At 60.6% G+C, this 21794-nt stretch carries 20 protein-coding genes and 1 tRNA gene; 13 read left to right on the top strand and 8 right to left on the bottom strand.

Annotated elements, in window-relative coordinates; translation table 11 throughout:
* Positions 1 to 64 precede the first annotated feature (64 nt).
* The 4 genes from ACWBU6_RS22380 to ACWBU6_RS22365 all read left to right on the top strand — a co-directional run bounded on the left by ACWBU6_RS22380 (position 65) and on the right by ACWBU6_RS22365 (position 4886).
* Positions 65 to 1951, top strand: a complete 1887-nt coding sequence (locus ACWBU6_RS22380; RefSeq protein WP_452645554.1) for an MFS transporter — start codon at positions 65 to 67, stop codon at positions 1949 to 1951.
* Between the two features lie 117 nt (positions 1952 to 2068).
* Entirely contained in the window at positions 2069 to 2788 is a 720-nt protein-coding gene (locus ACWBU6_RS22375) for a hypothetical protein (RefSeq protein WP_452645553.1), read from the top strand.
* A 222-nt stretch (positions 2789 to 3010) separates the two neighbouring features.
* Positions 3011 to 4387, top strand: coding sequence for a reverse transcriptase family protein (locus ACWBU6_RS22370; RefSeq protein ID WP_452645552.1), 1377 nt, complete (start codon positions 3011 to 3013; stop codon positions 4385 to 4387).
* Between the two features lie 40 nt (positions 4388 to 4427).
* On the top strand, positions 4428 to 4886 hold the full coding sequence (locus ACWBU6_RS22365; RefSeq protein WP_452645551.1) for a YaiI/YqxD family protein: 459 nt from the start codon (positions 4428 to 4430) through the stop codon (positions 4884 to 4886).
* 147 nt (positions 4887 to 5033) lie between these two features.
* Here the strand turns inward: ACWBU6_RS22365 and ACWBU6_RS22360 are convergent, their stop codons facing one another.
* Positions 5034 to 5426, bottom strand: a complete 393-nt coding sequence (locus tag ACWBU6_RS22360; protein WP_452645550.1) for a hypothetical protein — start codon at positions 5424 to 5426, stop codon at positions 5034 to 5036.
* 114 nt (positions 5427 to 5540) lie between these two features.
* On the opposite strand from ACWBU6_RS22360, the gene ACWBU6_RS22355 reads away from it, so the two are divergent.
* Genes ACWBU6_RS22355 through ACWBU6_RS22345 form a run of 3 tightly spaced genes read left to right on the top strand, consistent with a single transcriptional unit; the run spans position 5541 to position 11274 of the window.
* On the top strand, positions 5541 to 6734 hold the full coding sequence (locus ACWBU6_RS22355) for an efflux RND transporter periplasmic adaptor subunit (RefSeq protein WP_452649604.1): 1194 nt from the start codon (positions 5541 to 5543) through the stop codon (positions 6732 to 6734).
* 15 nt (positions 6735 to 6749) lie between these two features.
* Positions 6750 to 9887 (top strand): efflux RND transporter permease subunit, encoded by a 3138-nt coding sequence (locus ACWBU6_RS22350; RefSeq protein WP_452645549.1) that lies wholly within the window; start codon positions 6750 to 6752, stop codon positions 9885 to 9887.
* A gap of 1 nt (position 9888) precedes the next feature.
* Positions 9889 to 11274: an efflux transporter outer membrane subunit gene (locus ACWBU6_RS22345; protein ID WP_452645548.1), complete on the top strand. Its 1386-nt coding sequence runs from the start codon at positions 9889 to 9891 to the stop codon at positions 11272 to 11274.
* Here the strand turns inward: ACWBU6_RS22345 and ACWBU6_RS22340 are convergent.
* Positions 11271 to 11768 (bottom strand): GNAT family N-acetyltransferase, encoded by a 498-nt coding sequence (locus ACWBU6_RS22340; protein WP_452645547.1) that lies wholly within the window; start codon positions 11766 to 11768, stop codon positions 11271 to 11273. The genes ACWBU6_RS22345 and ACWBU6_RS22340 overlap by 4 nt on opposite strands.
* Positions 11769 to 11861: 93 nt before the next feature.
* On the opposite strand from ACWBU6_RS22340, the gene ACWBU6_RS22335 reads away from it, so the two are divergent.
* Together ACWBU6_RS22335 and ACWBU6_RS22330 are read left to right on the top strand one after the other, a co-directional pair.
* On the top strand, positions 11862 to 12467 hold the full coding sequence (locus ACWBU6_RS22335) for a TetR/AcrR family transcriptional regulator (protein WP_452645546.1): 606 nt from the start codon (positions 11862 to 11864) through the stop codon (positions 12465 to 12467).
* 11 nt (positions 12468 to 12478) lie between these two features.
* A complete protein-coding gene (locus ACWBU6_RS22330) occupies positions 12479 to 13186 on the top strand; it encodes a fumarylacetoacetate hydrolase family protein (protein WP_452645545.1) in 708 nt (235 codons plus the stop codon).
* 48 nt (positions 13187 to 13234) lie between these two features.
* On the opposite strand, the gene ACWBU6_RS22325 is transcribed toward ACWBU6_RS22330, so the two are convergent.
* Positions 13235 to 14101: an SIR2 family NAD-dependent protein deacylase gene (locus tag ACWBU6_RS22325; RefSeq protein ID WP_452645544.1), complete on the bottom strand. Its 867-nt coding sequence runs from the start codon at positions 14099 to 14101 to the stop codon at positions 13235 to 13237.
* A gap of 64 nt (positions 14102 to 14165) precedes the next feature.
* On the opposite strand from ACWBU6_RS22325, the gene ACWBU6_RS22320 reads away from it, so the two are divergent.
* Positions 14166 to 14242: transfer RNA gene (locus ACWBU6_RS22320), tRNA-Pro, on the top strand.
* Between the two features lie 720 nt (positions 14243 to 14962).
* Here the strand turns inward: ACWBU6_RS22320 and ACWBU6_RS22315 are convergent.
* Entirely contained in the window at positions 14963 to 15721 is a 759-nt protein-coding gene (locus tag ACWBU6_RS22315) for a hypothetical protein (protein ID WP_452645543.1), read from the bottom strand.
* Positions 15722 to 15896: 175 nt separating this feature from the next.
* Here ACWBU6_RS22315 and ACWBU6_RS22310 point away from each other — a divergent pair, with 175 nt between their 5' ends.
* Positions 15897 to 16226: a DUF5710 domain-containing protein gene (locus ACWBU6_RS22310; protein ID WP_452645542.1), complete on the top strand. Its 330-nt coding sequence runs from the start codon at positions 15897 to 15899 to the stop codon at positions 16224 to 16226.
* 42 nt (positions 16227 to 16268) lie between these two features.
* On the opposite strand, the gene ACWBU6_RS22305 is transcribed toward ACWBU6_RS22310, so the two are convergent.
* From ACWBU6_RS22305 to ACWBU6_RS22295, 3 genes are read right to left on the bottom strand one after another with little or no spacing between them, the layout of a single operon-like run.
* Positions 16269 to 16817, bottom strand: a complete 549-nt coding sequence (locus ACWBU6_RS22305) for a hypothetical protein (protein ID WP_452645541.1) — start codon at positions 16815 to 16817, stop codon at positions 16269 to 16271.
* A gap of 13 nt (positions 16818 to 16830) precedes the next feature.
* Entirely contained in the window at positions 16831 to 17055 is a 225-nt protein-coding gene (locus ACWBU6_RS22300) for a hypothetical protein (RefSeq protein WP_452645540.1), read from the bottom strand.
* Entirely contained in the window at positions 17052 to 18284 is a 1233-nt protein-coding gene (locus ACWBU6_RS22295) for a PAAR domain-containing protein (protein WP_452645539.1), read from the bottom strand. The genes ACWBU6_RS22300 and ACWBU6_RS22295 overlap by 4 nt, the downstream gene beginning before the upstream one ends.
* A 204-nt stretch (positions 18285 to 18488) precedes the next feature.
* Between ACWBU6_RS22295 and ACWBU6_RS22290 the strand changes: the two genes are divergently transcribed.
* A complete protein-coding gene (locus tag ACWBU6_RS22290) occupies positions 18489 to 19064 on the top strand; it encodes a dihydrofolate reductase family protein (protein WP_452645538.1) in 576 nt (191 codons plus the stop codon).
* 134 nt (positions 19065 to 19198) lie between these two features.
* On the top strand, positions 19199 to 21313 hold the full coding sequence (locus ACWBU6_RS22285; RefSeq protein WP_452645537.1) for a hypothetical protein: 2115 nt from the start codon (positions 19199 to 19201) through the stop codon (positions 21311 to 21313).
* Between the two features lie 62 nt (positions 21314 to 21375).
* Here ACWBU6_RS22285 and ACWBU6_RS22280 read toward each other — a convergent pair whose 3' ends face one another.
* Complete coding sequence (locus ACWBU6_RS22280; RefSeq protein WP_452645536.1) at positions 21376 to 21609, bottom strand: membrane lipoprotein lipid attachment site-containing protein; 234 nt, start codon at positions 21607 to 21609, stop codon at positions 21376 to 21378.
* Positions 21610 to 21794: the final 185 nt, after the last annotated feature.

The following is a 21794-nucleotide window of genomic DNA, read 5'->3' as shown; positions in this document are numbered from 1 at the left end:
CGGGTTGAGAGCTTGCGCAATGTGCTGTATGTTGTCGATATTTTCACTATTCCCGTGACGCAACATGAGCCATCCCAGCCAGTTCGATCTCCTGAAACAGCGCCGATTCGCGCCGTTCTTCTGGACCCAATTTCTCGGCGCGTTTAACGACAACCTGTTCAAAACCGCCCTGGTCGTGGCGCTAGCCTTTGAAGCGTCGAGCTGGACCACCCTCGACCCATCGCTGGTCACCAACCTCGTGCCCGGCCTGTTCATCCTGCCGTATGTCCTGTTCTCCGCCACTTCCGGCCAGATCGCCGAGAAAATAGAGAAGGGCAAGCTGGCGCGTTTCATCAAATGGCTGGAGATCGGCATCATGGGCGTTGCCGGCATTGGCTGGTTCACGCACACGCTGGCACTGCTGCTGATCGCCATCTTCGGCATGGGCATGCACTCGACCCTGTTCGGCCCTGTCAAGTACGCCTACATGCCACAGCACCTGAAACCGGAGGAGCTCACCGGCGGCAACGGCATCGTTGAAATGGGCACATTCGTCGGCATCCTGCTTGGCCAGGTGTTCGGCGCGGTCATCGTCAATCACAAGCCGGACGGCATCACCTGGCTTGCTGCGGCGACGATGTTCTTCGCAGTACTGGGCCTGGTCACCGCGCACGGCATCCCGAAAACGCCGGCGCCGCAGCCGGACCTGAAAGTGAACTGGAACCCGCTCTCGGAATCGATCCGCAACCTGCGTTTCTCGGCCGGCAACCGCTCCGTTTTCCTCTCGATGCTGGGCAATTCCTGGTTCTGGTTCTACGGCGCGATCGTGCTGGCCCAGTTCCCGGTATACGCCAAGGACTACCTGAAAGGCGACAACAGCGTCTTCGTGCTGCTGCTGACGATGTTCTCGCTGGGGATCGGCGCCGGTTCGCTGCTGTGCGAAAAGCTCTCCGGCCGCAAGGTGGAGATCGGCCTGGTGCCTTTCGGCTCCATCGGCCTGTCGGTGTTCGGCATCGACCTGTACCTGGCCAGCCAAGGCTATAGCGCGCCGGGCGAAGTGAATGCCTACGCCATGGTGATGCTCCCTGGCGCTTGGCGCATCATCTTCGACGTGGTGATGATCGGCGTATTCGGCGGCTTCTTCATCGTTCCCCTGTTCGCACTGATCCAGCTGCGCGCCGACCCGCAGCATTTGTCGCGCACCATCGCGGGCATGAACATCATGAACGCCCTGTTCATGGTGGTGGCGACCGGTGTGGCGATTCTGCTGCTGGGCCAGGGCTTCACGATTCCGGAAGTGTTCCTCGCTACCGCGATCATGAATGCCATCGTAGCGGTCTACATCTTCTCGCTGGTGCCTGAGTTCCTGATGCGCTTCCTGGCCTGGCTCCTGATCCACACCGTGCACAATGTGAAGACGATCGATGCCGACCGTATCCCGGAAGAGGGCGGCGCCGTACTGGTCTGCAACCATGTCAGCTACGTCGACGCAATTGTGATCGTGGCCGCCAGCCCGCGCCCGATCCGCTTCGTGATGGACCATCGCATCTTCAAGATGCCGTTCTTCGGCTGGATCTTCCGCACCGCAAAGGCGATCCCGATTGCGCCGGCAAAGGAAGATCCGTGGCTGATGGAAAAAGCCTTTGTGGACATCGCACAGGCTCTGCATGAAGGCGAGCTGGTTTGCATTTTCCCCGAGGGTAAGCTGACCAGCACCGGCGAGATGAATGAGTTCAAGGGCGGCATCAGCAAGATCATCGAGCGCACCAAGGTGCCGGTGATCCCGATGGCACTGCGCGGACTCTGGGGCCACCTGCTTAGCCGCAGCAAGGATGGCTTGCTGGAGCGTGCCTTCCGCAAAGGCTTCCGTTCGCAACTCTCGCTGGCCGTTGGCCAGCCGGTTGAACCAACCGATGTAAGCCCGGAATTGCTGTACCGCCAGGTAGCAGAACTGCGCGGCGACCTGAAGTAAAAAAATGTAGTCAATGGTCTAAGCGGGCTACATACCTCTACATACAAAGGCGCCGTTCCGGCGCCTTTGGTCCTTTTTACAATTGGTTTTCCAAAACTTTTGTGAGAAGGGCAGTCAATGAAAACAATCCTGAAAACCGGCATCTCCGTCGCCATGCTGTCCGTGCTGGCTGCTTGCGGTGGTGGTAACGAGACTGACAAAGGTCCCCGGCAAGTCTCGGCGGCGGTAGACTTCGACAGGGATGGCATCACTGGCTGGACCGGCAGCTCCTCCGACTATACGCCGGAAACTGCACCGACCAACGTCGTCTTCGAACAGCGCACGCTGCCTGCGCCGCTGACCGGCAAGGGCTATCTTCTTGGCGGTACCAATCGCAGCGACGACCTGTTCCTGTTCGTCAAGAAGCAGTTCGTCGGACTGGAAAAGAACACCACTTACAACATCAACTTTTCGCTCAAGTTTGCCAGCAATGCGCAAAGCGGCTGCATGGGAGTTGGCGGCGCGCCAGGCGAAGCTGTGTGGGTCCATGCCGGCGCCACCGCCACGGAACCCAAAGCAGTGACAGTCAATAATGAGATCCGCATGAATATCGATCGCGGCAACCAGGCCGGAGGCGGCAAGGACGTGCAAGTGATCGGCGATATCGCCAACGGCCAGGCTTGCGGCACCGCTGTGTCCTATGCCAGCAAGACCGTGAAGAGCGATAAGGCGCAGAGAGTGACCACCGATGCGAATGGCGCGGTATGGATCATCCTGGGCATCGATTCCGGCTTTGAGGCGTATTCGCAGGTCTTCCTGCAAAGCGTCCAGCTTGACGCAATTCCGGTGACGCAGTAACCGCCTTGGTGTTGACCTTCAGGCAAAATTAACCTAATGTGTCGGCGGGGCGGATCCGTCAAGCCGGCCTGTCTTTGCCTCGCGCACGGACAGCCTCTGCGGGGTTACCCCGCGGGATGTGTAATGTTCTGCATTTCACCGCATGAGCCGCATTGCGTGCCCACGCATAGTCCGCTCACGCATCACGAGACTCGTTGACGGCTCTCCGCCCCTTTTCATTCAATGAATACCGAAAAACTTACCGTGCTGGCGCTGGCCGACACGATGCTGGCGACGGATGGCAGCCCGGAAAACCTGGTCGCGGCGTGTAACCGTGTTTTCGATGCCGAGCTTCGATGGGCGCCGCGAGTCTGCATGGCGCTCGTCATTCGGACTGGCGACAACTTCCATTATTTCAGCCGGCATGAATTGGCCGGCATCCTGCTGGAGCTTCTTGGTCGCGGGTACGTAGATTTTGATGAGGACGACGAAGAATACGAGGACGGCGAGGACGAACTGCCGCCCTTCATCGAACTCCCGGAGGTAAAGCGCTATTGCCTCGACCAGCCGATACGCCCGCCAAAGCCGGCATGGCTGGCTGCACTTGCGCTGCCGGAGCTGTCGTCGGTGGGCGACCTGGCCATTTGGCTGAACGAGCCTGTCGGCGCAGTGCGCTGGTTCGCCGACCAGTGGCGCATCGCACGCGACGAGCGGTCGCGCCTCCAGCACTATCACTATCGCTGGGTGCCCAAGCGCAGTGGCGGCTGGCGCCTGATCGAGATCCCGAAGGAGCGATTGCGGCGCATACAACAAAAAGTTCTGCGCCAGATTCTGGACCTGGTGCCGCCGCATCCTTCGGCACATGGCTTCCGGCGCGGGCATTCCTGCATCACGCACGCTGCGCAGCACGCTGGCCGGCATGTCGTTGTCCGCATGGATCTGAAGGACTTTTTCCCGAGCATCCAGCATTCGCGCATTCAAGCGCTGTTTGAGAAGCTGGGTTATCCGGAAAGTGTCGCTGGAACGCTTGCCCGTATTTGCGTCAATCGCGCACCGCACGGCTTGTTCGGCGATAAGCAGTCCGGCGGTTCGCTGGCCTGGTCCGAGCGCCAGGCCTTGAAATCGCCGCACCTGCCGCAGGGTTCCCCTTGTTCGCCCGCACTGGCCAATCTTTGCGCCTACCGGCTCGACATCCGGCTCGATTCGCTGGCGCGGTCGCTTGGTGCGTCGTATAGCCGCTACGCCGACGACCTGGCCTTTTCGGGCGGTGACGAATTCGCGCGGTCGGCTGAGCGCTTCCATATCCAGGTTGCCGCAATCGCGCGGGAAGAGGGCTTCCGCGTCAACACGCGCAAGACGCGGCTGATGCGGGAGGGAACACGGCAGAGGGTGACCGGCATCGTCGTGAACTCGCATCCGAACATTGCACGTGACGAATACGACCAACTCAAGGCGATCCTGACCAATTGTGTGCGTCACGGCCCGGATTCCCAGAACCGGGAGAGTCATCCCAACTTCCGGGCCCACCTGGGCGGAAGGATATCTTACGTGGCGATGGTGAATTCGGTCCGCGCGACCAAGCTGCGGCGGCTTTTTGAGAATATAGTTTGGCCAACTTGATTACAATGCTCGAATCTTTCTATAGTATTCGATGCAAATTATGCACATCTGGGTAGATGCGGACGCTTGTCCCGCTGTTATCAAGGACATCCTGTTCCGCGTCGCAGACCGCAGGCAAATCAATGTCACACTGGTGGCCAACCAGTTGATCCGCGTGCCTGGTTCGCGCTTCATCCGCGCGCTTCAGGTTCCTGCTGGCGCGGATGCAGCCGATGCCGAAATCGTTGAACGTGTAAGCGCCGGCGATATTGTCGTTACTGCCGATATCCCCCTGGCCGCACAGGTGTTGGAGAAGGGCGGCCTACCGCTCAATCCACGCGGCGAGTGGTACACCCAGGACACCATCGCGCAACAGTTGACGATGCGGGCCTTCATGGAAGAACTGCGCGGAGCCGGCGTCGAGACCGGCGGGCCAGCCGCGTTCAGTCAGGGCGACCGGCAGAATTTTGCCAATGCACTTGACCGCGAACTGGCGCGAAGAAGGATTGCGCCTCGCTGACCAGGCCGCGAGCTGAACAGATGTCACTGCCAGTCGAGACCTTTGGTAATCACATCAGTAACAACAGCATTCAGATCAAGTCCACGTTCACTCGCCAAAGCGTGGCCGCGTTGTCGCTTCTGGCGGTAACCGCCTGCCTCACAGACTTTATGGGGCACGCAGCCTTGCGACGCGCTCGACTTCATCGGAAACTTCCTGAGGGCGCGGCCATTCGGTACATGCAATGGTGTTCACTTCCAGGAAGTCCTGCGCTGCCCGCAGGATGATCAGGGTCTCGGCGCTCACGCGGTTCGAATGGCGGGCCACGATATCAATGACGGCTTTTGCTTGTGCGATGCTATTTAAAACCTGCAGCGCGTCTTCCAAATAGTTCGAGGTACCGACAGCGCTTCGCGCAGCCAGAGCCATCGCGTACTGCGCGGCGCATACCCAAGTGGCGTCGGGAGCGCCGCGCGACCGATCCAGGAAATTGCAGACGTCCTGCCACGTCACGCAGGCCGCCAACTCCGGTACAAGCTTGGTTTGAGGACGTTGTTTCATGGGCCGCAGTTTAATCCTTCCAGCTACGTAGAATTACTGACCAGCGAGTCAGAATCTTGATTTGTGTTAGAATGATCGTTCATTCTAAGTCTTTCGGGAAAAAAGATGAAAAACATGCAAAAGAATTTCATGCTGCTGGGTGCTGCTGCTGCGGTGGCTGCAATGGTCGCCGGTTGCGGCGGCAAACAGGCTGGCCCAGCCCAAGGCGGCGCGCAGCAGGCGCCGGAGGTGGCCGTGTTCACCGTGGCGCCGCAAGCGCTGGCGATGAGCGCCGAACTCCCGGGCCGCACCGCGGCTTACCAGGTTGCCGAAGTGCGCCCGCAGGTCGGTGGCCTGATCCAGAAGCGCCTGTTTACCGAGGGAGCGGACGTCAAAGCCGGCGTCCAGCTTTACCAGATCGATGCCGCGACCTACGTGGCGGCGTTTAACTCCGCCAAGGCCAACCTTGCCAAGGCCAAGGCCAACCTGGCCGCGGCCACGCCGAAAGTCGTCCGCTATAAAGAGCTGGTGGCGATCGAAGGTGTGAGCCGCCAGGAATACGACGATGCAGTGGCCGCCCACGAGCAGGCCAAGGCCGAAGTGGAAGCGGCGCAGGCCGCCGTCAATTCGGCCCGCATCAATGTCGATTACACCAGGGTCGCTTCGCCGATCTCCGGCCGTATCAGCCGTTCCAATGTGACGCCGGGCGCGCTGGTGACCGCCGGCCAGGCCACCGCGCTGACCACCGTGCAGCAGCTTGACCCGATCTACGTCGACGTCACCCAGTCCAGCGAAGAGTTGCTGCGCCTGAAACGCGAGATGGATAGCGGCTCGCTCAAGAAGGCCAACGGTCAGGCAGCTGTGACGTTGCTGCTGGCCGATGGCAGCAAATATGCGCTGCCGGGTAAGCTGCAATTCTCAGACGTGAGCGTTGATCCGGGCACCGGCAACGTGACCCTGCGCGCGCTGTTCCCCAACCCGAAGCATGACCTGCTGCCAGGGATGTTCGTACGCGCCGTGCTGGAAACGGGCGTCAGCGAGCAAGCCATCGCGGTGCCGCAAATGGGCGTGACCCGCAACCCGAAAGGCGAGGCCACGGCCCTGGTGCTGAACAAGGACGGCAAGGTTGAGCAACGCGTACTGCAGACCGGCGGCACCATCGGCGACAAATGGCTGGTGAAGTCCGGCCTGGCCGCTGGCGACCGCGTCATTGTTGAAGGCTTGCAGAAAGTGAAGCCCGGGGCTCCGGCCGTGGTGGCGAAGAACATCACCGGCACCGCCACCACCGCGGCTGCAGCTGCGGCAAAGCCTGCCGTCGCAGCGCGCTAAGCGGAGGTTTCCATCATGTCCCGCTTCTTTATCAACCGCCCCATTTTCGCCTGGGTACTCGCCATCGTCGTGATGCTGGCGGGTGTAATGGCGATCAAGGGGCTGCCAATTTCGCAGTACCCAAGCATTGCGCCGCCATCGATCTCGATCACCGGTTCCTATCCGGGGGCATCGGCCAAGACGGTGGAAGATGCCGTGACCCAGATCATCGAACAGAAGATGAAGGGTATCGACGGCTTGCGCTATATGTCGTCGACCAGCGATTCGACCGGCGGCATCAATATCACGCTGACCTTCAACAGCGGCACCAACCCTGACATCGCCCAGGTGCAGGTGCAGAACAAGCTGCAGCTTGCCACGCCGCTGCTGCCGAGCGCCGTGACCCAGCAAGGCCTGGTGGTATCGAAGGCAACCCGCAACTTCCTGCTGGTGCTGGGCTTCGTCTCCGAAGACGGCAAGATGAAGCAATCCGACCTGGGCGACTATGTGGCTGCCAACGTGATCGACCCGCTGAGCCGCGTGCAGGGCGTGGGCGAGGTGACGCTGTTCGGTTCCCAGTACGCCATGCGCATCTGGCTCGACCCTCAGAAGCTGCAAGGTTTCCAGCTCACTCCAGCCGACGTGACTGCCGCCATCCAGGCACAGAATGCCGAAGTCTCGGCCGGTGAACTGGGCGGCGCGCCTGCCATGCCGGACCAGCAGCTGAATGCCACGGTGACGGCGCAAAGCCGCCTGCAAACGCCGGAGCAATTCGGCGCCATCCTGCTGAAGACCACCTCCAGCGGCGCCACCGTGCACCTGCGCGATGTGGCGCGCATCGAGCTGGGTAACGAGAACTACAACACCGTAGCGCGCTACAACGGCGCGCCGGCGGTGGGTGTGGCGGTCAAGCTGGCCACCGGCGCCAATGCGCTGGACACCGCCGACGCGGTGAAGAAGAAGATCGAAGTGATGGGCAAGCAGTTTCCGCAAGGGATGAAGGCCGCCGTGGCTTTCGACACTACGCCTTTCGTCAAGCTGTCCATTGAAGAAGTGGTCAAGACCCTGGTGGAAGCGGTGATCCTGGTGTTCATCGTGATGTACGTCTTCCTGCAGAACTTCCGCGCGACCCTGATCCCGACATTTGCAGTGCCGGTTGTTCTGCTGGGTACTTTCGGCGTGCTGTTCTCGCTCGGCTACTCGATCAACACGCTGACCATGTTTGCCATGGTGCTGGCGATCGGACTGCTGGTGGACGACGCCATCGTGGTGGTGGAGAACGTTGAGCGGGTGATGACGGAAGAGGGCTTGTCGCCGAAAGAGGCGACCATCAAGTCCATGGGCCAGATTTCCGGCGCACTGGTGGGTATTGCGCTGGTGCTGTCGGCGGTGTTCGTGCCAATGGCGTTCTTCGGCGGTTCCACCGGGGTAATTTACCGCCAGTTCTCGGTGACCATCGTGTCCGCCATGGTGCTGTCGGTGCTGGTGGCAATGGTATTCACACCGGCGTTGTGCGCGACTTTCCTGAAGCCTGGTTCCCACGTTTCGGAGAAGGGCTTCTTCGCCTGGTTCAATCGCAGCTTCGACCGCAGCAGCACGAAGTACCAGGGCTGGGTCGGCAAGATGATCGCGCGCAGCGGCCGCTCGCTTGTGGTCTATGCCGCGTTGCTGGCAGTGCTTGCCGTGGCCTTCATGCGCCTGCCCACTTCCTTCCTGCCGGAAGAAGACCAGGGCGTGCTGTTCTCCATGGTGCAGTTGCCAACCGGCGCCACCCAGCAACGTACGCTGAAAGTGCTGGAAAAGCTGGAACACCACTTCCTGGAAGACGAAAAGACTTCCGTGGCTTCCGTGTTCACGGTGGCTGGCTTTAGCTTTGCAGGCAATGGCCAGAACGCCGGTATCGCCTTCGTGCGCCTGAAAGACTGGTCCGAGCGCAAGAGCCCCGACCAGAAGGTGAAAGTAATTGCCGGCCGTGCCATGGGCGCCTTCTCGCAGATCCGCGAAGCGATGGTGTTCGCCTTTGCTCCGCCAGCCGTGATGGAACTCGGTAACGCCAGCGGTTTCGACCTGCAACTGCAGGACCAGGGGGGCGTTGGCCACGACGCGCTGATGGCAGCACGTAACCAGTTGCTCGGCATGGCTGCCAAGAATCCGCTGCTGATGGCGGTGCGTCCTAACGGCCAGGAAGATACGCCGCAGTTCAAGCTGGATATCGACCAGCAGAAGGCCACCGCATTGGGACTGTCCGTGGCGGACGTAAACCGCGTGTTGAGCGTAGGCTGGGGTTCCTCCTACGTCAACGACTTCGTCGACCGTGGCCGCGTCAAGCGCGTCTACCTGCAAGGCGCGCCGGAATCGCGTATGGCGCCGGAAGACCTGAACAAATGGTTCGTGCGCAATGCCCAGGGCGAGATGGTGCCGTTCTCCGCATTTGCCACCGGCCGCTGGATTTACGCCTCGCCACGCCTGGAACGCTACAACGGCGTGCCGTCGATGAACGTGCAGGGCATGCCCGCGCCGGGCGTCAGCTCCGGCGTCGCGATGGCCGAAATGGAAAAGCTGGTGGCGCAACTGCCGGCGGGCATCGGCTTCGAATGGACCGGCCTGTCGGTGGAAGAGCGCGACTCCGGTTCGCAGACTACGGTGCTGTACACCATCTCCGTGCTGATCGTGTTCCTGTGCCTGGCCGCACTGTATGAAAGCTGGTCGGTGCCATTCTCGGTGCTGCTGGTGGTGCCGCTCGGCGTGATCGGTACGGTGCTCGCTACCTGGGGCTTCCACCTGGCGAATGACGTGTATTTCCAGGTTGGTCTGCTGACCGTGGTCGGCCTGTCGGCGAAGAACGCGATCCTGATCGTGGAATTCGCCAAGGAGCTGCAGGAAAAAGGCATCGAGCTGCGTGAAGCCACGCTGCAGGCAGTGAAGCTGCGCCTGCGCCCGATCCTGATGACGTCCATCGCCTTCGGACTGGGCGTGCTGCCGCTGGCGCTGGCAAGCGGCGCAGGTTCCGGCAGCCAGAACGCAATCGGCGTGGGCGTGCTGGGCGGCATGCTGACGGCTACTTTCCTCGGCATCTTCTTCGTGCCGGTGTTCTTCGTGGTGGTGCGTGCATGGGTAGGTCGCAGGGCCGCCGCCGCACCTGCAGCACCGGTCATCGCTTCGGAGGCAAATTGATATGAACAAGACTCTCATTACCCTTGCAGCGGCAGCCTTGCTGGCCGGCTGCAGCCTGGCGCCGACTTACCAGCGTCCGGACTCGCCGGTAGCTGCGGCCTGGCCGCAAGGCGAGGCCTACAAGCCGGCCGAAACCTCCGCCGATGCCAAGCCGGCCAGCGAAATTGCCTGGCAAGACTTCATCGGCGACCAGCAACTGCGCGAAGTCGTGGAGCTGGCGCTGAAGAACAACCGCGACCTGCGCGTCTCGGCACTGAACATCGAAAAGGCGAGGGCGCAGTACGGCATCGACCGTTCCGCCCAGCTGCCCAAGCTGAATGCGCAAGTGGGGCAGAGCGCTTCTCGGGCGCCGGGCGGCGACATCAGCCGCCAGTACACCGGCGGCCTGGCAATTCCGGCCTATGAACTGGACCTGTTCGGCAAACTGCGCAACTCGTCGGAGGCGGGACTGCAAACCTATCTCGGCACGCAAGAAGCGCAGCGTGCGCAGCGCCTTAGCCTGGTGGCCGAAGTGACCACCACCTGGCTTGGCCTGGCGGCCGACAAGGAGCGCCTGCTGCTGGCGCAGGACACGCTGAAGAGCCAGCAGATTACGTATGAGCTGAGCAAGCGCCGCTTCGAGTCCGGCGCCACCTCGGGCCTCGATATGTACGAAGCACAAACCAGTGTCGAAGCCGCGCGCAACGACATGGCCCTGTACACCGCCCAGGTAGCGGCCGGCGAAAACGCGCTGGCCCTGCTGGTCGGTACCCAAGTGCCGGCAAGCCTGCTGCCGCAGGCTTTGCCCAGCGCGGTAACCACGCTGTCTGAACTGCCGGAAGGCGTACCTTCCTCCGTGCTGCTGCAACGCCCGGACGTGCTGGAAGCCGAGCACGCGCTGAAGGCCGCCAACGCCAATATCGGCGTGGCGCGCGCCGCCTTCTTCCCGAGCATCACGCTGACCGGGACTGCAGGCAGTGCAAGCAGCAGCCTGGGCAACCTGTTCAAGGCCGGTACCGGTGCATGGACCTTCCTGCCGCAACTGACGCTGCCGTTGTTCGACGCAGGCGCCAACCGCGCAAGGCTGGATATCGCCAAGGCGGACAACGGCATCGCGCTGGCACGCTATGAAAAGGCGATCCAGTCGGCCTTCCGCGAGGTTGCCGATGCACTGGCGCAGCGCGGCACGCTGGACGAACGCGTGGAATCGCAGGCCGCGCTGACCGAAGCTGCAAGCCGCAGCTACCGCATCCACGAAGCGCGCTACCAGAAAGGGGCGGAGTCTTACCTGAATGCCCTGGTGTCGCAGCGCGCCCTGTATGCTGCGCAGCAAAGCTTGATCAGTGTGCGCCTCGCCAAGGCGACCAATCAGGTCACCTTGTACAAGGTGCTCGGAGGCTGGGCCTAATCAATGCCGGCCGGCGGCATCCACTCCAGGACGTTGTAGTTGCCGTCCGCCGCCAGGATTTCGAATCCGCAGCGCAGCAGCAGGCGTTGCGCCGGGCTGCCCAGTGCAACGTGGATCCGCACCGGCAAGCGCAGCCGCTCGCCCTGGGCTTGCAGGCTGCGCAGCAAGCCAAGACCGATCCCGTGGTTGCGGTATTCGGGCAGCAGGCAGATATCGAGGATCCGCAATTCATCGGGCCCGTAATCCACATACAGGCGCCCGATCGGGCGCTCGCGATCCATGATCACGGCCAGGTCGGCATTGGGGAATTGGGTTTCGTACCAGGTTTGCTGCGCCTTGAACTGCAAGCCTTGCAGCAAGGTTTCGGTAGCGAGGTCGCAGGCTCCCATCCGGATTTCTGCGCTGCGCGTACTGGAATAAAGCTGCTGCATGAACGCGAGGTCGCCCGCTTCGGCGGGCCGCATCTCAATCGAGCGAGAGGTACGGGAGGGCATATCACTTTTTCCTTTAAGAATGAAGTAACTGCCTGTCCATCATAGCACGTTGTAATTTGACAAAGTTCATTCCCTTGTCCAGAGTGTCGCCTTATGACTGAAAAACGCCACATTGACCCAGAGCGCGCCGCCAATCGCCGCCGCCAGGTACTGGATGCCGCCGCCACCTGTTTCCGCCGCAGCGGATTCCACGGCGCGAGCATGTCCGAGATTTCCAAGGCGGCCGGCATGAGCGCAGGCCATATTTATAACTATTTCGACAGCAAGGACGCCATCATCGCCGCCTTCGTGGAAGAAAACGAAACGCGTGTGCATGAAATTATCAGCAAGATCGGCAGCCAGCCGGACCCCCTGCAGGCGATCATCGACGACGTAGAGCAAAGCGTCTACAAAAACCTCGACCCCGATCACTGGGCACTGCCGCTGGAAATTGCCGCCGAAAGTGCGCGCAATCCCGCCATCGCCGCCTTGAGCCAGCAAGCCGACCGCCGCATGTGCGAGAGCTTGCTTGCGCTGCTGAAGGCAGGCCGCGAAAAACACGGTCTTGCTGCCGATGACGTTACCGTCGAAGGACGTATGCAGGCCGTGATCTGCCTGCACCAGGGCCTGCAACTGCGGCTGCTTAACTATCCCGGCCTGCCAGTCGCCGAGCTGGTCAAGTCCTTCCGCATCGCCATGCAGGCACTCCTTTTCACTTGAGGCCCAAAGAAATGACCAGTTTCGTCTTCCCGCCGCACCAGGTGGCGGCATTGCATATCAACGGCAGCGGCGAACGCTTCCCTGTGCGCCGCGTCTATTGCGTCGGCCGCAATTACGCCGGCCATGCACGCGAGATGGGCTCCGACCCGGACCGCGAGCCGCCGTTCTTCTTCTGCAAACCCGGTGACGCAGCGGCCGTGGTGCCGGCGGCACCCGGAGTAGTGGTTGAGTTGCCATACCCGCCGCAGACCAGCAATTACCACTACGAATGCGAACTGGTGGTGGCAATCGGCGCAGGCGGCAGCGAAATTTCCGTAGCCGACGCACCGAAGCACATCTTCGGCTACGCTGTCGGCCTGGACATGACCCGCCGTGACCTGCAAGGCAAGATGAAAGACGCGGGCCGTCCGTGGGAGATCGGCAAAGCCTTCGATTATTCCGCCCCCGTGGGCGAATTGCGCCGCGCAGCAGACGTACCAGGCGCCGAAAGCGCCGCCATTGCCTTGGCGTTGGACGGCACGGTAAAGCAGTCCAGCAGCACCGACCACATGATCTGGTCGGTGTCAGAGACGATCGCCAACCTCTCCACGCTGTTCCGCCTCGAACCCGGCGACCTGATTTTCACCGGCACCCCCGAAGGCGTCGGCGCAGTCACCCGCGGCCAATCCCTGACCGCCAGCATCGAAGGCCTCCCCAGCCTCTCGGTAAAGTTCATTTAGCCACTGAAGCTAGAACAGGAGGGTCAGACCCTTGGGTCTGACCCTGGTTTACCGGTTTGGCATTAAATCCCGGCACCTACCCGCGAATCCCCAGCACAGCCGCAATCCCCCGCAGCCCCTCAAGTGCCCCCGCAGCAATCCCCACATCCACCGCGCTGCTCCCGCAAATTCACGCGGATTAATGCGCACCATGCGCCCCCCTCGCTGCACCACCTGGTGCCCGAAATGCCGCACCGAAGGAATCGCCGTCCCCGCCCCCAACTCAATCACCAGCGGCCGGCGCACAGTCCCCAACCAAGCCTCCAGCCGCGCCGCCTGCATTTCGCTACGCCGTTCAACCCACCCCCAATCCCCGAACATGAGGATATTCGGCCGCGCCAACCCGCCGCAATCCGGGCAAAGAGGCGGCTCATTCCGCAAGCGGCAGGCATCGGCATCCACATCCGGCATGAAATCATCCGCCGCCCAGATCTTGCTGCAGCAAGGCTCCAGGCACTGCAGATGATGGATCGAACCGTGGCACTCATAAATCGCGCGTGGATCAAAGCCCGCCTTCTGGAACTGTCCATCCACATTGCTGGTGAATACAAAGCAGCCATGTTCCATCGCCTGGCCCCACGCCCTCAGCAGCGCGAATCCCTCATACGGCACCGTCGCTCGATAGAGATTCAACCGATGGCCGTAGAAACCCCAAGCCAGGTCCGGATCGTCTTGAAACGTGCGCGGCGAAGCCACGCTGGTGAACTCCATCCGTGCCCGGCCAAGGGCAGGGTAAGCCTTCCAGAATCCCTCATTGCCGCGAAAATCCGGCAGGCCCGAGTCAACGCCAATGCCAGCGCCGGCGGCAATGACCAGGCCATCGGCCTCCGCAATAAGATCGGCCGCCCGTGCGGCCAGATATGGTTCGATCGTCATTTATATAGTTTGAGGTAACTTTGACAAAACCACAAACTGCTCTGTTATAATCCGTGGCTCGAGTCGGGGCGTAGCGCAGCCTGGTAGCGTACCTGCATGGGGTGCAGGGGGTCGGAAGTTCGAATCTTCTCGCCCCGACCATACAAATCAAAGGGTTACAGTTTTTGGACTGTGGCCCTTTTTTGTTTTTCAATGTCCGTGCCGTAAATTTGCCTTAAATTGCGAACTGAAGCGACCTGACCATACACAAGTGCAATGTGGGGGCTGTTGCGATGGCGGTTACTGGGCGCAATCGCTTGATGGTGCATTGTGGTCTGCGCATTTCACGCAGTTCATCAAATAACTTTTGGCCTTCACTGACGTGGGAAGCATGAAGGTGTCGCAGCCAGGGAGCATCAGCCTCCAAACGCTCTGTCTCCCACAACCATCGAAGGTGGCAAGGGGATGCCGGCAGCCACAACCGGTTACAGTCAAAGCGCCGGCCCGCACGCGACCAAGCCAGCCACCACATGCCGGCCAAGTAATTACCGAAGTTCCAGGTCCCGCGCAACAGCGGATCGCAGGCCTTCCCTTCCATGTCCGGCTGCCCATCGCGCAGCAGTGTGGCGCCATCCCGGCGCCACACTGCTGCAATTCCTGTTCATTGTCAATGACCCATGATCCGCCGGCAATCAGTATCGGTTGTTACATCTCCACCAGGCGATGACGCATGACTTTTCGGTCCAAGGTCTGCTGCGGAAGCCTTTTCGGCAGCAGGTGTCCGCTTAATGTGCCTAAGCTTGGCAGATGCATTTCATCTCCTTATTCCATCACCGCTCGCAGCCTGCAGCGCCGGCACCGGACCTATTCACACTGCAGCGGCTACCCTTGGCGGAAGAGCTTGGTCCACCATGCGCCACCGCTTTCCTGCGGCGCGTATACAGCACTAGCTGGCCAATCGGTCGGCCACTCGGGCACGGAAATGTTTAAATTGCGCGCATGCTCAATCACCTCGTCCCGGCAAATGGCAATACAGTCTGGGCTGTCAAGGCGAGCTGCCAGTTCATCGAGCCTGGCCAGCATTGCTTGCTCAGAATCCAGTGGCGGCTTGCCGCTGCCGTAGCGGCTCATCTTCAGAAACCTCTTGCGTGTGGCGGCAAGCTCGCTCCTGGCCGAAGGCGCTCCGCGGCACATATTAAAAAACGCAAGCGACAGGCTTGGTACCGGGTGGACAATCTGCCGGACAAAGGTACGCAATGCCGAATCAATGGCATCGTCCTTCAATGGCCCGATGAATGTCAGCGGCGAGTCTCGCTCGATTTGGGCCACGATATGCGTGGCCAGCGCTTCGTCGAGCAAAGTTTCCGGGCGAAAGCGCCACTTGCCCGTCTCATCGATGCCGTTGAGGGGCAGTGACATGGTCTGGAATATCACCGACGCAGCCGGGTCAGCACCGACCACAAAAAATGTCGGGATCACATGCAACCAGCCGGAGCGCTTTTTGGCGAAGAATACCGTCTCCAGGAATGGTCCCCTGCAACGCACCATATCCCGATTCGTATGCGTGAAAAAATCCGGCCCCAAGCGGGGCCGGACCATACTCTTGGAAAACCCTGCGATCTCGCTAGTCTTCAGAGCCATTGGGTAACCACTCCATTCAACAAATTTTTGCCCTATATGAACAGATTATATAAGGCATTCCCGCCCAGGCCGATCCCTGTACAGGTGGCTTGGTGATACTGGTGAGCTTGTTGCCTGCGCGGTAGGGTAGGGTGCAGGTGCTACAATTTGCTGCCAACCATTCAACAGTAGAGATATGAACGAGTCTGTGCCCTTTGACCCACCATATGTGATTAAGCTTAACAGTCAGGACGGCGATTGTTGGGTCGAAGTACGTGAGGATGGGACGGCCGTGCCTTGTGAGGCGCCGTTGACTTGGCCCTTGCTTTCCACGCAAACGGCGGCGGTATCGGCTCCTGTATCAAGCAATGCGAAGCGGCCACAGGGCATCGTTCTCAATGTGCCTTATGCTGAGAAGGACGAGGCAAAGAAGTTGGGGGCGAAATGGGATCCCACCCGCAAAAAATGGTACGTTCCGCAAGGAGTGAATGCTGAGCCGTTTAGCCGCTGGGTCGCCAGGGATTAGCGTGGTGCGCGAGTTCTGCCGCCGCAGTAGTTGACGGCAGACTTACGCCGTATCTTGAGCCTGCCCCAGCTTTGCGATCGCCCTCTGCCACATCGCCTCAAGCTGATCGTCGAATTCTTCTTCGAGTTGCTCAATCTTTTCGCGCGCATCCTCGCCGACCGCGGCGTAAGGATCGCCATCGGGATTCGCCGTCCACCAGTTGCCGTCCGGTGCTGCCGAAAGCAGCGGGGCGGCAAGTTTGCACAAGCTTTCGATCATCTCGCTCAAGCCGGGATCGAACTTGCTCAACACCGCCCTGGTATGCGCGATCTCCAGGCCGGTGAAGTTATACGGCACCGAAAGCATTCCATCCCAGGCTATCGCTTCCTGCAGGAACCAGACGGTTTGAAAATAGTCCAGCGCGTCATACAGCCGCTGCAGGTCTTGCGGCAGTGTGCTGCCATCCTGGTGTTCGTGAATGCGCGTTTTTTCATACCCCAGCACAGCTTCAACCGCGTCTTGCAGCTCGCTGAGGTCATCTGACGGGAGGGCGTCGTGGCGGGGAAGCGTCCGCTGCAAGTCCTGGAGGATGCCGATCAGGTTTTCTGCCATAAGTGGTCCCGGTCTAAGCGCCATATTTGACGATGCGCACGCCCATCTCCCGCAGGCGTAGCAAGACCGCTTGCGCCAACTCCTCGTCATTGATCGGCAGGTCGAATTCGCGGCCTTCTTCGTTCACGTAGCACAGCGCCTCGGAATAGGGCGTCACTTCGATGTAATAGCTATCGAGGGTCTGGCCGCGACCGAAGAGAAATTCCGTTACTCGCTCTTTCAATTCCGCTTCACTCATCTTTTGTTTCCGACTTTAGGAACAGGGTCTTTGTAGAAGCCTGGATAGTACACCGTATTGTCCGCATCGCCAGGCCCCCAGAATATCCTGGTCGGCTGCGGGCGGGCATCGGGATTGAGCTGGAGCTCCTTGAAGTAGCGGCCGTTGATCATGTTCATGTCTGCCGGCGACGGCCACTTCTGGGTACTGATCTCGTTAGGGTGTACGTGGCCGATCAATCGTCCATTCTTTGGCACAGGGCTATTCCATTCATCACCGCTGTAAAGCGTCTTGACCAGCTTACCGTTGATGCGTTCGCTCACCAGCGCAAATTCGACTCTGCGGTTTCCCAGCCTGCCAAGCTCGTACACATCGCCGAAGCGTATGGTGCGGTCCGTGACGATGACGCCATGTTCGCCAGGCAGGTGACCGGTCGCCTTCAATTCCGCCATGGTGGTATGGGTTCCGAGGCCTTCGCTCTTTGGGAACCTGCCGCCGCTGGTTGTGCCGCCGGCCTGGTTAACAAGTTCTGTGTCTGGAGGCGCCTTTGGCGGCACTTTTGGCGGAATAAAGCGGTTGCCGGCCCAGGTGGCACCTTTGGCACCGAAAATTCCTCCCAGCACGCTGCCGGCAAGCATAGACCATTTTTGACCGTCCGAGCCTTCACCGAAGACTTTGCCGCCCAGCCATCCTCCGCCGAAGCCGCCCGCGATGCCGCCAACCAGGCCGCCGGCGGCAAGCAAGGGGCTGCCGAGTACGACCGCAGCTCCAAGGCCTACGACGAGCAGGCCGGCATGCACCCAGGTCGGCACCAGGTCTTCGGCGTGCATTTCGTCGGTCTGCACCGTCGCGCCGCCAATGTTGACGTTCTTTGAACCTTCGGTGATTTCGGCGCTGCAGCTGGTCTTGTCCGAGGCGCGTGCTGCGGGCATGCCGTTGATGAATACCGTTCCGCTGCCGGTGGCAATGACTTCGTTATCGGTGTGCTTATCGCATTTGGCATAGTCCAGATGGGCGCGTGCGGCTGGGCGCTTGTTGGTGAAGACGTTGGCGGAACCTGAGCGCATGATCTTGCCGACGACTTCCTTGGGCGCCCAGCTCATCGTGCTCATGACTTCGCCGAGACCGGCGCCGGCTGCTGCCGCTCCTCCGATAATGGCTGCGGCAGCCAAACCGCCGGTGCCGACGATGGCCACCGCTGCGACGGCGATTGCGGCGCCGGCCAGCAAGCCTGTCAGCAACCAGCTCATGGTGGGACTATGCCCAATGGGATCGTGCAACCGTGCTGCTTGTGCCATAAACAAGGTGAGACGTGGATAAGGCGCGCAACATTAGCAAAAAAGTATTCCTGATGCCGCACGGTACGCCCCGCTGATCCTGTCGAATTTGCCGCCGCTGAACCGTCGTGCGACTAGGTGCGCACCCTGGCGCACTCAAACCGTACGGAGGAAAAAATGAGGAAGATCATCGCTGCCTTGCAAGTCTCCCTTGATGGCTTCATCGAGGGGACGGACGCGGAACTCGATTGGGTTGATAGCTGGGGTGACTGTTTTGACCTGGCGCCGCGTATCGATGCCTGCCTGCTTGGCGCCCGCATGTACCCGGCCTACGAAAGGTACTGGACAGCAATTCTTGCCAACCCGGCGGCTGTTCTTGAGAACACTGGACGCCTGCCGGTCCCAGGGGAAATCGAGTACGCAAGTTTAGCCGCGCGCACGCCCCATTACGTGCTGTCAAAGACCCTCGACAAGGTAGGTTGGTCCAACACTACCATCCTCAATGATCTCGACCAGGTGCGCGAATTGAAGGAGGCGCCGGGGAAGGCCATTCACGCCGTAGGCGGCGCTTCGCTTGTCTCCAGCCTGCTGCAGGCAGGGCTATTGGACGAGATCGAGCTGGTGGTCCACCCCGTGGTGCTTGGCGCTGGAAAGCCCCTGTTCGAACAACTGCCGGAACGTCATTGGCTGCGCACGAAAGGTGTCACGCAATTGTCGGGCGGACGCGTAAAACTCGATTACGTGTGTCGCTGATCAAAAAAACAAATTAGGTGCTGCGCACCCGGGAAACTGGGTGCCAGTACCAATCCGCCCATCGCCTCGCTTTCCTAAAGTTCACTGCATGCAGCGCCATCGCGATGCTGCAGGACACTTGAGCGAGGAACACCATGAGCAAGCCATCCCAGGATTCAGCGAAACCGATCACCATCCAGGTATCGACCGGCGAACGTCCGGAATTCAAGCTGCCGCTCGCAGCGTACGTGTACGACAGCCGAGGGCACGAGGCGAAACGCATCGAAATCCGCGAAGGAAAATTCGAACTGCCCATGCCAGGCCAAGGCATGGGGCACTTCCGTGTGCTGATCGCGCCCGTGAGCGAACGTATCGACGCGGCCAGGCCCAGCGCCGATCGCTTGAAACGCATGGGTGCCTACGAGCCCGTGCTTCGCCGTGAGCATGACTTCACGCGCATTGAGGTGCCGGGCGCCATCATCGACTGGTGGCCCTTTTGTTTCTGCTGGGTGCACGGCAAGGTGGTGCGCAAATCCGACAACCGGGCCGTCTGCCATGCGCGCGTCCATATCTGCGAGGTCGACCGTATTCCGCTCTGGATCCTGAAGCTGCCGGACCCGGACATCTTCCGGCTGCGCGATGACCTGATCAAAGTGCTGGAGAAGCCGCCGATCCCGCTTCCGGGTCCTGGCCTGCGCCGCTCGGCATTGCGCTTTGAGCCGCAGCCCGATCCGCCAGCGCCTGTCGACTTGCCTGCCAATTTCGCCCTCCACTTGCGCAGCGGGTCGGTCGATCTGCTGCGCAATGCCCTGGCCGAGAACTGGAAACTGCTGGTGCCGTGGTTCTGCTACTGGCCGCATTGGTGGTGGCTGTTCCGTTGCGACGAAATGGCTGTCGTCATGACCGACGAGTTCGGAAATTTCGAAACAACCTTGATCTATCGCTGCGGCGGCGACCATCCAGACCTGTACTTCTGGGTCGAGTACGATTTCGGCAGCGGTTACGAGGTGGTGTACCGGCCCTCGAAGTATTGCCACACCTATTGGAACTACCAGTGCGGCAGCGAGGTCATTATCCGCGTGACCGATCCGCGCGTGCCAGGCTGCGACCGGGAGCCCGATTTGCCTGGGCGCCAGGTTGTTGTCCTGTCGATTGGCCGCAACGTCGCCGTGCAGGAAGTGCAATCGGCAGGCGTGGAAGGCTTGACCAACGATGGGGAACCGTTCGGCGCGACACTGGAGCCGAGGGTGGATTTCAGCCGCACCGAACTGCTTGGCAGCGGTATCACATATTACCGCTGGTCTTACCGCCGCCTGAGCGGTCCAGATGGTTCGACAGCCGTGGTCGATCCGTCTTCCGAGCCAATCTCTCTGGTGCCAACCCCTATGATCTCGGATGTATATCGCCACTATAAGTCGGGCACCAGCACCTACGCTTCCTACCAGGTCGGCCCCATGCCAATCGACGGCCCGGACCCGGCGCCCTTGCCGAACCTGTTCCGTATCCATCCTGCCGTTTCGCCTTCGGGCCAGGAATGGTATGTGCTCGATGAACGTGTCGACCTGGCGACGGCCTACTTCCATACGCATTTGCTGAAGGGCGCGCCGAGTAGCCCGTCGCCATCGGACGACCTGGCGGCAGGTCGCTACGAAATTCGGATGGAACTGTTCGATAGCGCCGGGAACCTGGTGAACTGGACCGATGCGGGCATCGACCTGAAAGTGCCGACCACCCCGGCTCCATTCGGGACCGGCGATGTACACGCCGACCATGCCAGCGCTTACAACCGCATTCTGGCTCCGGACGGCAAGACCCTGGGCTTCCGGATGGTGGTCAGGGTCGATAACAACCGCTGCCAGGCGGACGTCCACCCGGTCGGCGGCACTGTCTCGCCGGACCCGGTGTGCGGCTTCCACAACTACAACAGCCCCGCCGATACTGCGACGCTCTCGTTCATGGCGCGCCATCCGAACAATTTTGCGACCTATTCATTCTCGACCGTGCGCGGCGACGGCCCTTCCTTGGGTGTGGCAAGCACCAGCGGACACGTTGGCGATGGCGGGAGCAATGGTTTTGTTCCAGCAGGAGCCTTCCAGTATGCCAAGCCGATTCCTGTGTCGGCCCTGCTGGGGACTTGCCCCAACGCTGCGTTCTCCGAGCTGTTGACGGTGGGGGCAACTGCGACCGATGGATACAGCACGCTGAGCATGTATAACATGACCGATCATGCGGCGTTCGCATTGGCCAGGCCTTGCCCAGACTGCGGCTAGGCAGGTGAAATGAAAAACCCCGAAAGCTGGCGTACAGCTTTCGGGGTTTTATCAAGCGGCAATCATTGGCCCAGGCCGCTGACCGTACCCTGGTTGCGGACCTGGCGATCCACTTCCTCTTTATCGACGATGCTGGCGTCGGAGCGGGGCATGCTGCTTGCCTTTCGCGGAATGCGCGAGCCGGTTGTCTCGTATGTTTGTTCCCTGACGCCGGCATATGCACCTTCATTCTGGGGCAAATCAGCGCAGCCGGACATGAGTATTGCAGACACCGCAGCAAAGATCACTTTCTTCATACTTGTTCCTGTCTTCTGTGGATTGGGAAAAACCCGGAGCGCGCGCTCAGGGTGCACCCACCAATCTAGCACGCGAACTTCACATAATTGTATTTTTTATTAATATTTGTATTTGTGACAATCCGAGAACTTCTTTTCGGAAACGGGATGCTATATTCGCGCGACCCGTGCGCTCCCGAAACTTT

This window comes from Pseudoduganella sp. HUAS MS19 (assembly GCF_053615455.1).
Note: the sequence above shows the minus strand (reverse complement) of the source record. Positions and strands in the feature narration are given on the sequence as shown.

Bases quoted from the DNA above. Each gene is read 5' to 3' on its own strand.
- ACWBU6_RS22295 (WP_452645539.1), bottom strand. From the start codon at position 18,284: ATGAGCTGGTTGCTGACAGGCTTGCTGGCCGGCGCCGCAATCGCCGTC.
- ACWBU6_RS22340 (WP_452645547.1), bottom strand. From the start codon at position 11,768: ATGCCCTCCCGTACCTCTCGCTCGATTGAGATGCGGCCCGCCGAAGCG.
- ACWBU6_RS22305 (WP_452645541.1), bottom strand. From the start codon at position 16,817: ATGGCAGAAAACCTGATCGGCATCCTCCAGGACTTGCAGCGGACGCTT.
- ACWBU6_RS22360 (WP_452645550.1), bottom strand. From the start codon at position 5,426: ATGAAACAACGTCCTCAAACCAAGCTTGTACCGGAGTTGGCGGCCTGC.
- ACWBU6_RS22375 (WP_452645553.1), top strand. From the start codon at position 2,069: ATGAAAACAATCCTGAAAACCGGCATCTCCGTCGCCATGCTGTCCGTG.
- ACWBU6_RS22300 (WP_452645540.1), bottom strand. From the start codon at position 17,055: ATGAGTGAAGCGGAATTGAAAGAGCGAGTAACGGAATTTCTCTTCGGT.
- ACWBU6_RS22310 (WP_452645542.1), top strand. From the start codon at position 15,897: ATGAACGAGTCTGTGCCCTTTGACCCACCATATGTGATTAAGCTTAAC.
- ACWBU6_RS22290 (WP_452645538.1), top strand. From the start codon at position 18,489: ATGAGGAAGATCATCGCTGCCTTGCAAGTCTCCCTTGATGGCTTCATC.
- ACWBU6_RS22365 (WP_452645551.1), top strand. From the start codon at position 4,428: ATGCACATCTGGGTAGATGCGGACGCTTGTCCCGCTGTTATCAAGGAC.
- ACWBU6_RS22350 (WP_452645549.1), top strand. From the start codon at position 6,750: ATGTCCCGCTTCTTTATCAACCGCCCCATTTTCGCCTGGGTACTCGCC.
- ACWBU6_RS22330 (WP_452645545.1), top strand. From the start codon at position 12,479: ATGACCAGTTTCGTCTTCCCGCCGCACCAGGTGGCGGCATTGCATATC.
- ACWBU6_RS22355 (WP_452649604.1), top strand. From the start codon at position 5,541: ATGCAAAAGAATTTCATGCTGCTGGGTGCTGCTGCTGCGGTGGCTGCA.
- ACWBU6_RS22280 (WP_452645536.1), bottom strand. From the start codon at position 21,609: ATGAAGAAAGTGATCTTTGCTGCGGTGTCTGCAATACTCATGTCCGGC.
- ACWBU6_RS22325 (WP_452645544.1), bottom strand. From the start codon at position 14,101: ATGACGATCGAACCATATCTGGCCGCACGGGCGGCCGATCTTATTGCG.
- ACWBU6_RS22335 (WP_452645546.1), top strand. From the start codon at position 11,862: ATGACTGAAAAACGCCACATTGACCCAGAGCGCGCCGCCAATCGCCGC.
- ACWBU6_RS22285 (WP_452645537.1), top strand. From the start codon at position 19,199: ATGAGCAAGCCATCCCAGGATTCAGCGAAACCGATCACCATCCAGGTA.
- ACWBU6_RS22370 (WP_452645552.1), top strand. From the start codon at position 3,011: ATGAATACCGAAAAACTTACCGTGCTGGCGCTGGCCGACACGATGCTG.
- ACWBU6_RS22345 (WP_452645548.1), top strand. From the start codon at position 9,889: ATGAACAAGACTCTCATTACCCTTGCAGCGGCAGCCTTGCTGGCCGGC.
- ACWBU6_RS22315 (WP_452645543.1), bottom strand. From the start codon at position 15,721: ATGGCTCTGAAGACTAGCGAGATCGCAGGGTTTTCCAAGAGTATGGTC.
- ACWBU6_RS22380 (WP_452645554.1), top strand. From the start codon at position 65: ATGAGCCATCCCAGCCAGTTCGATCTCCTGAAACAGCGCCGATTCGCG.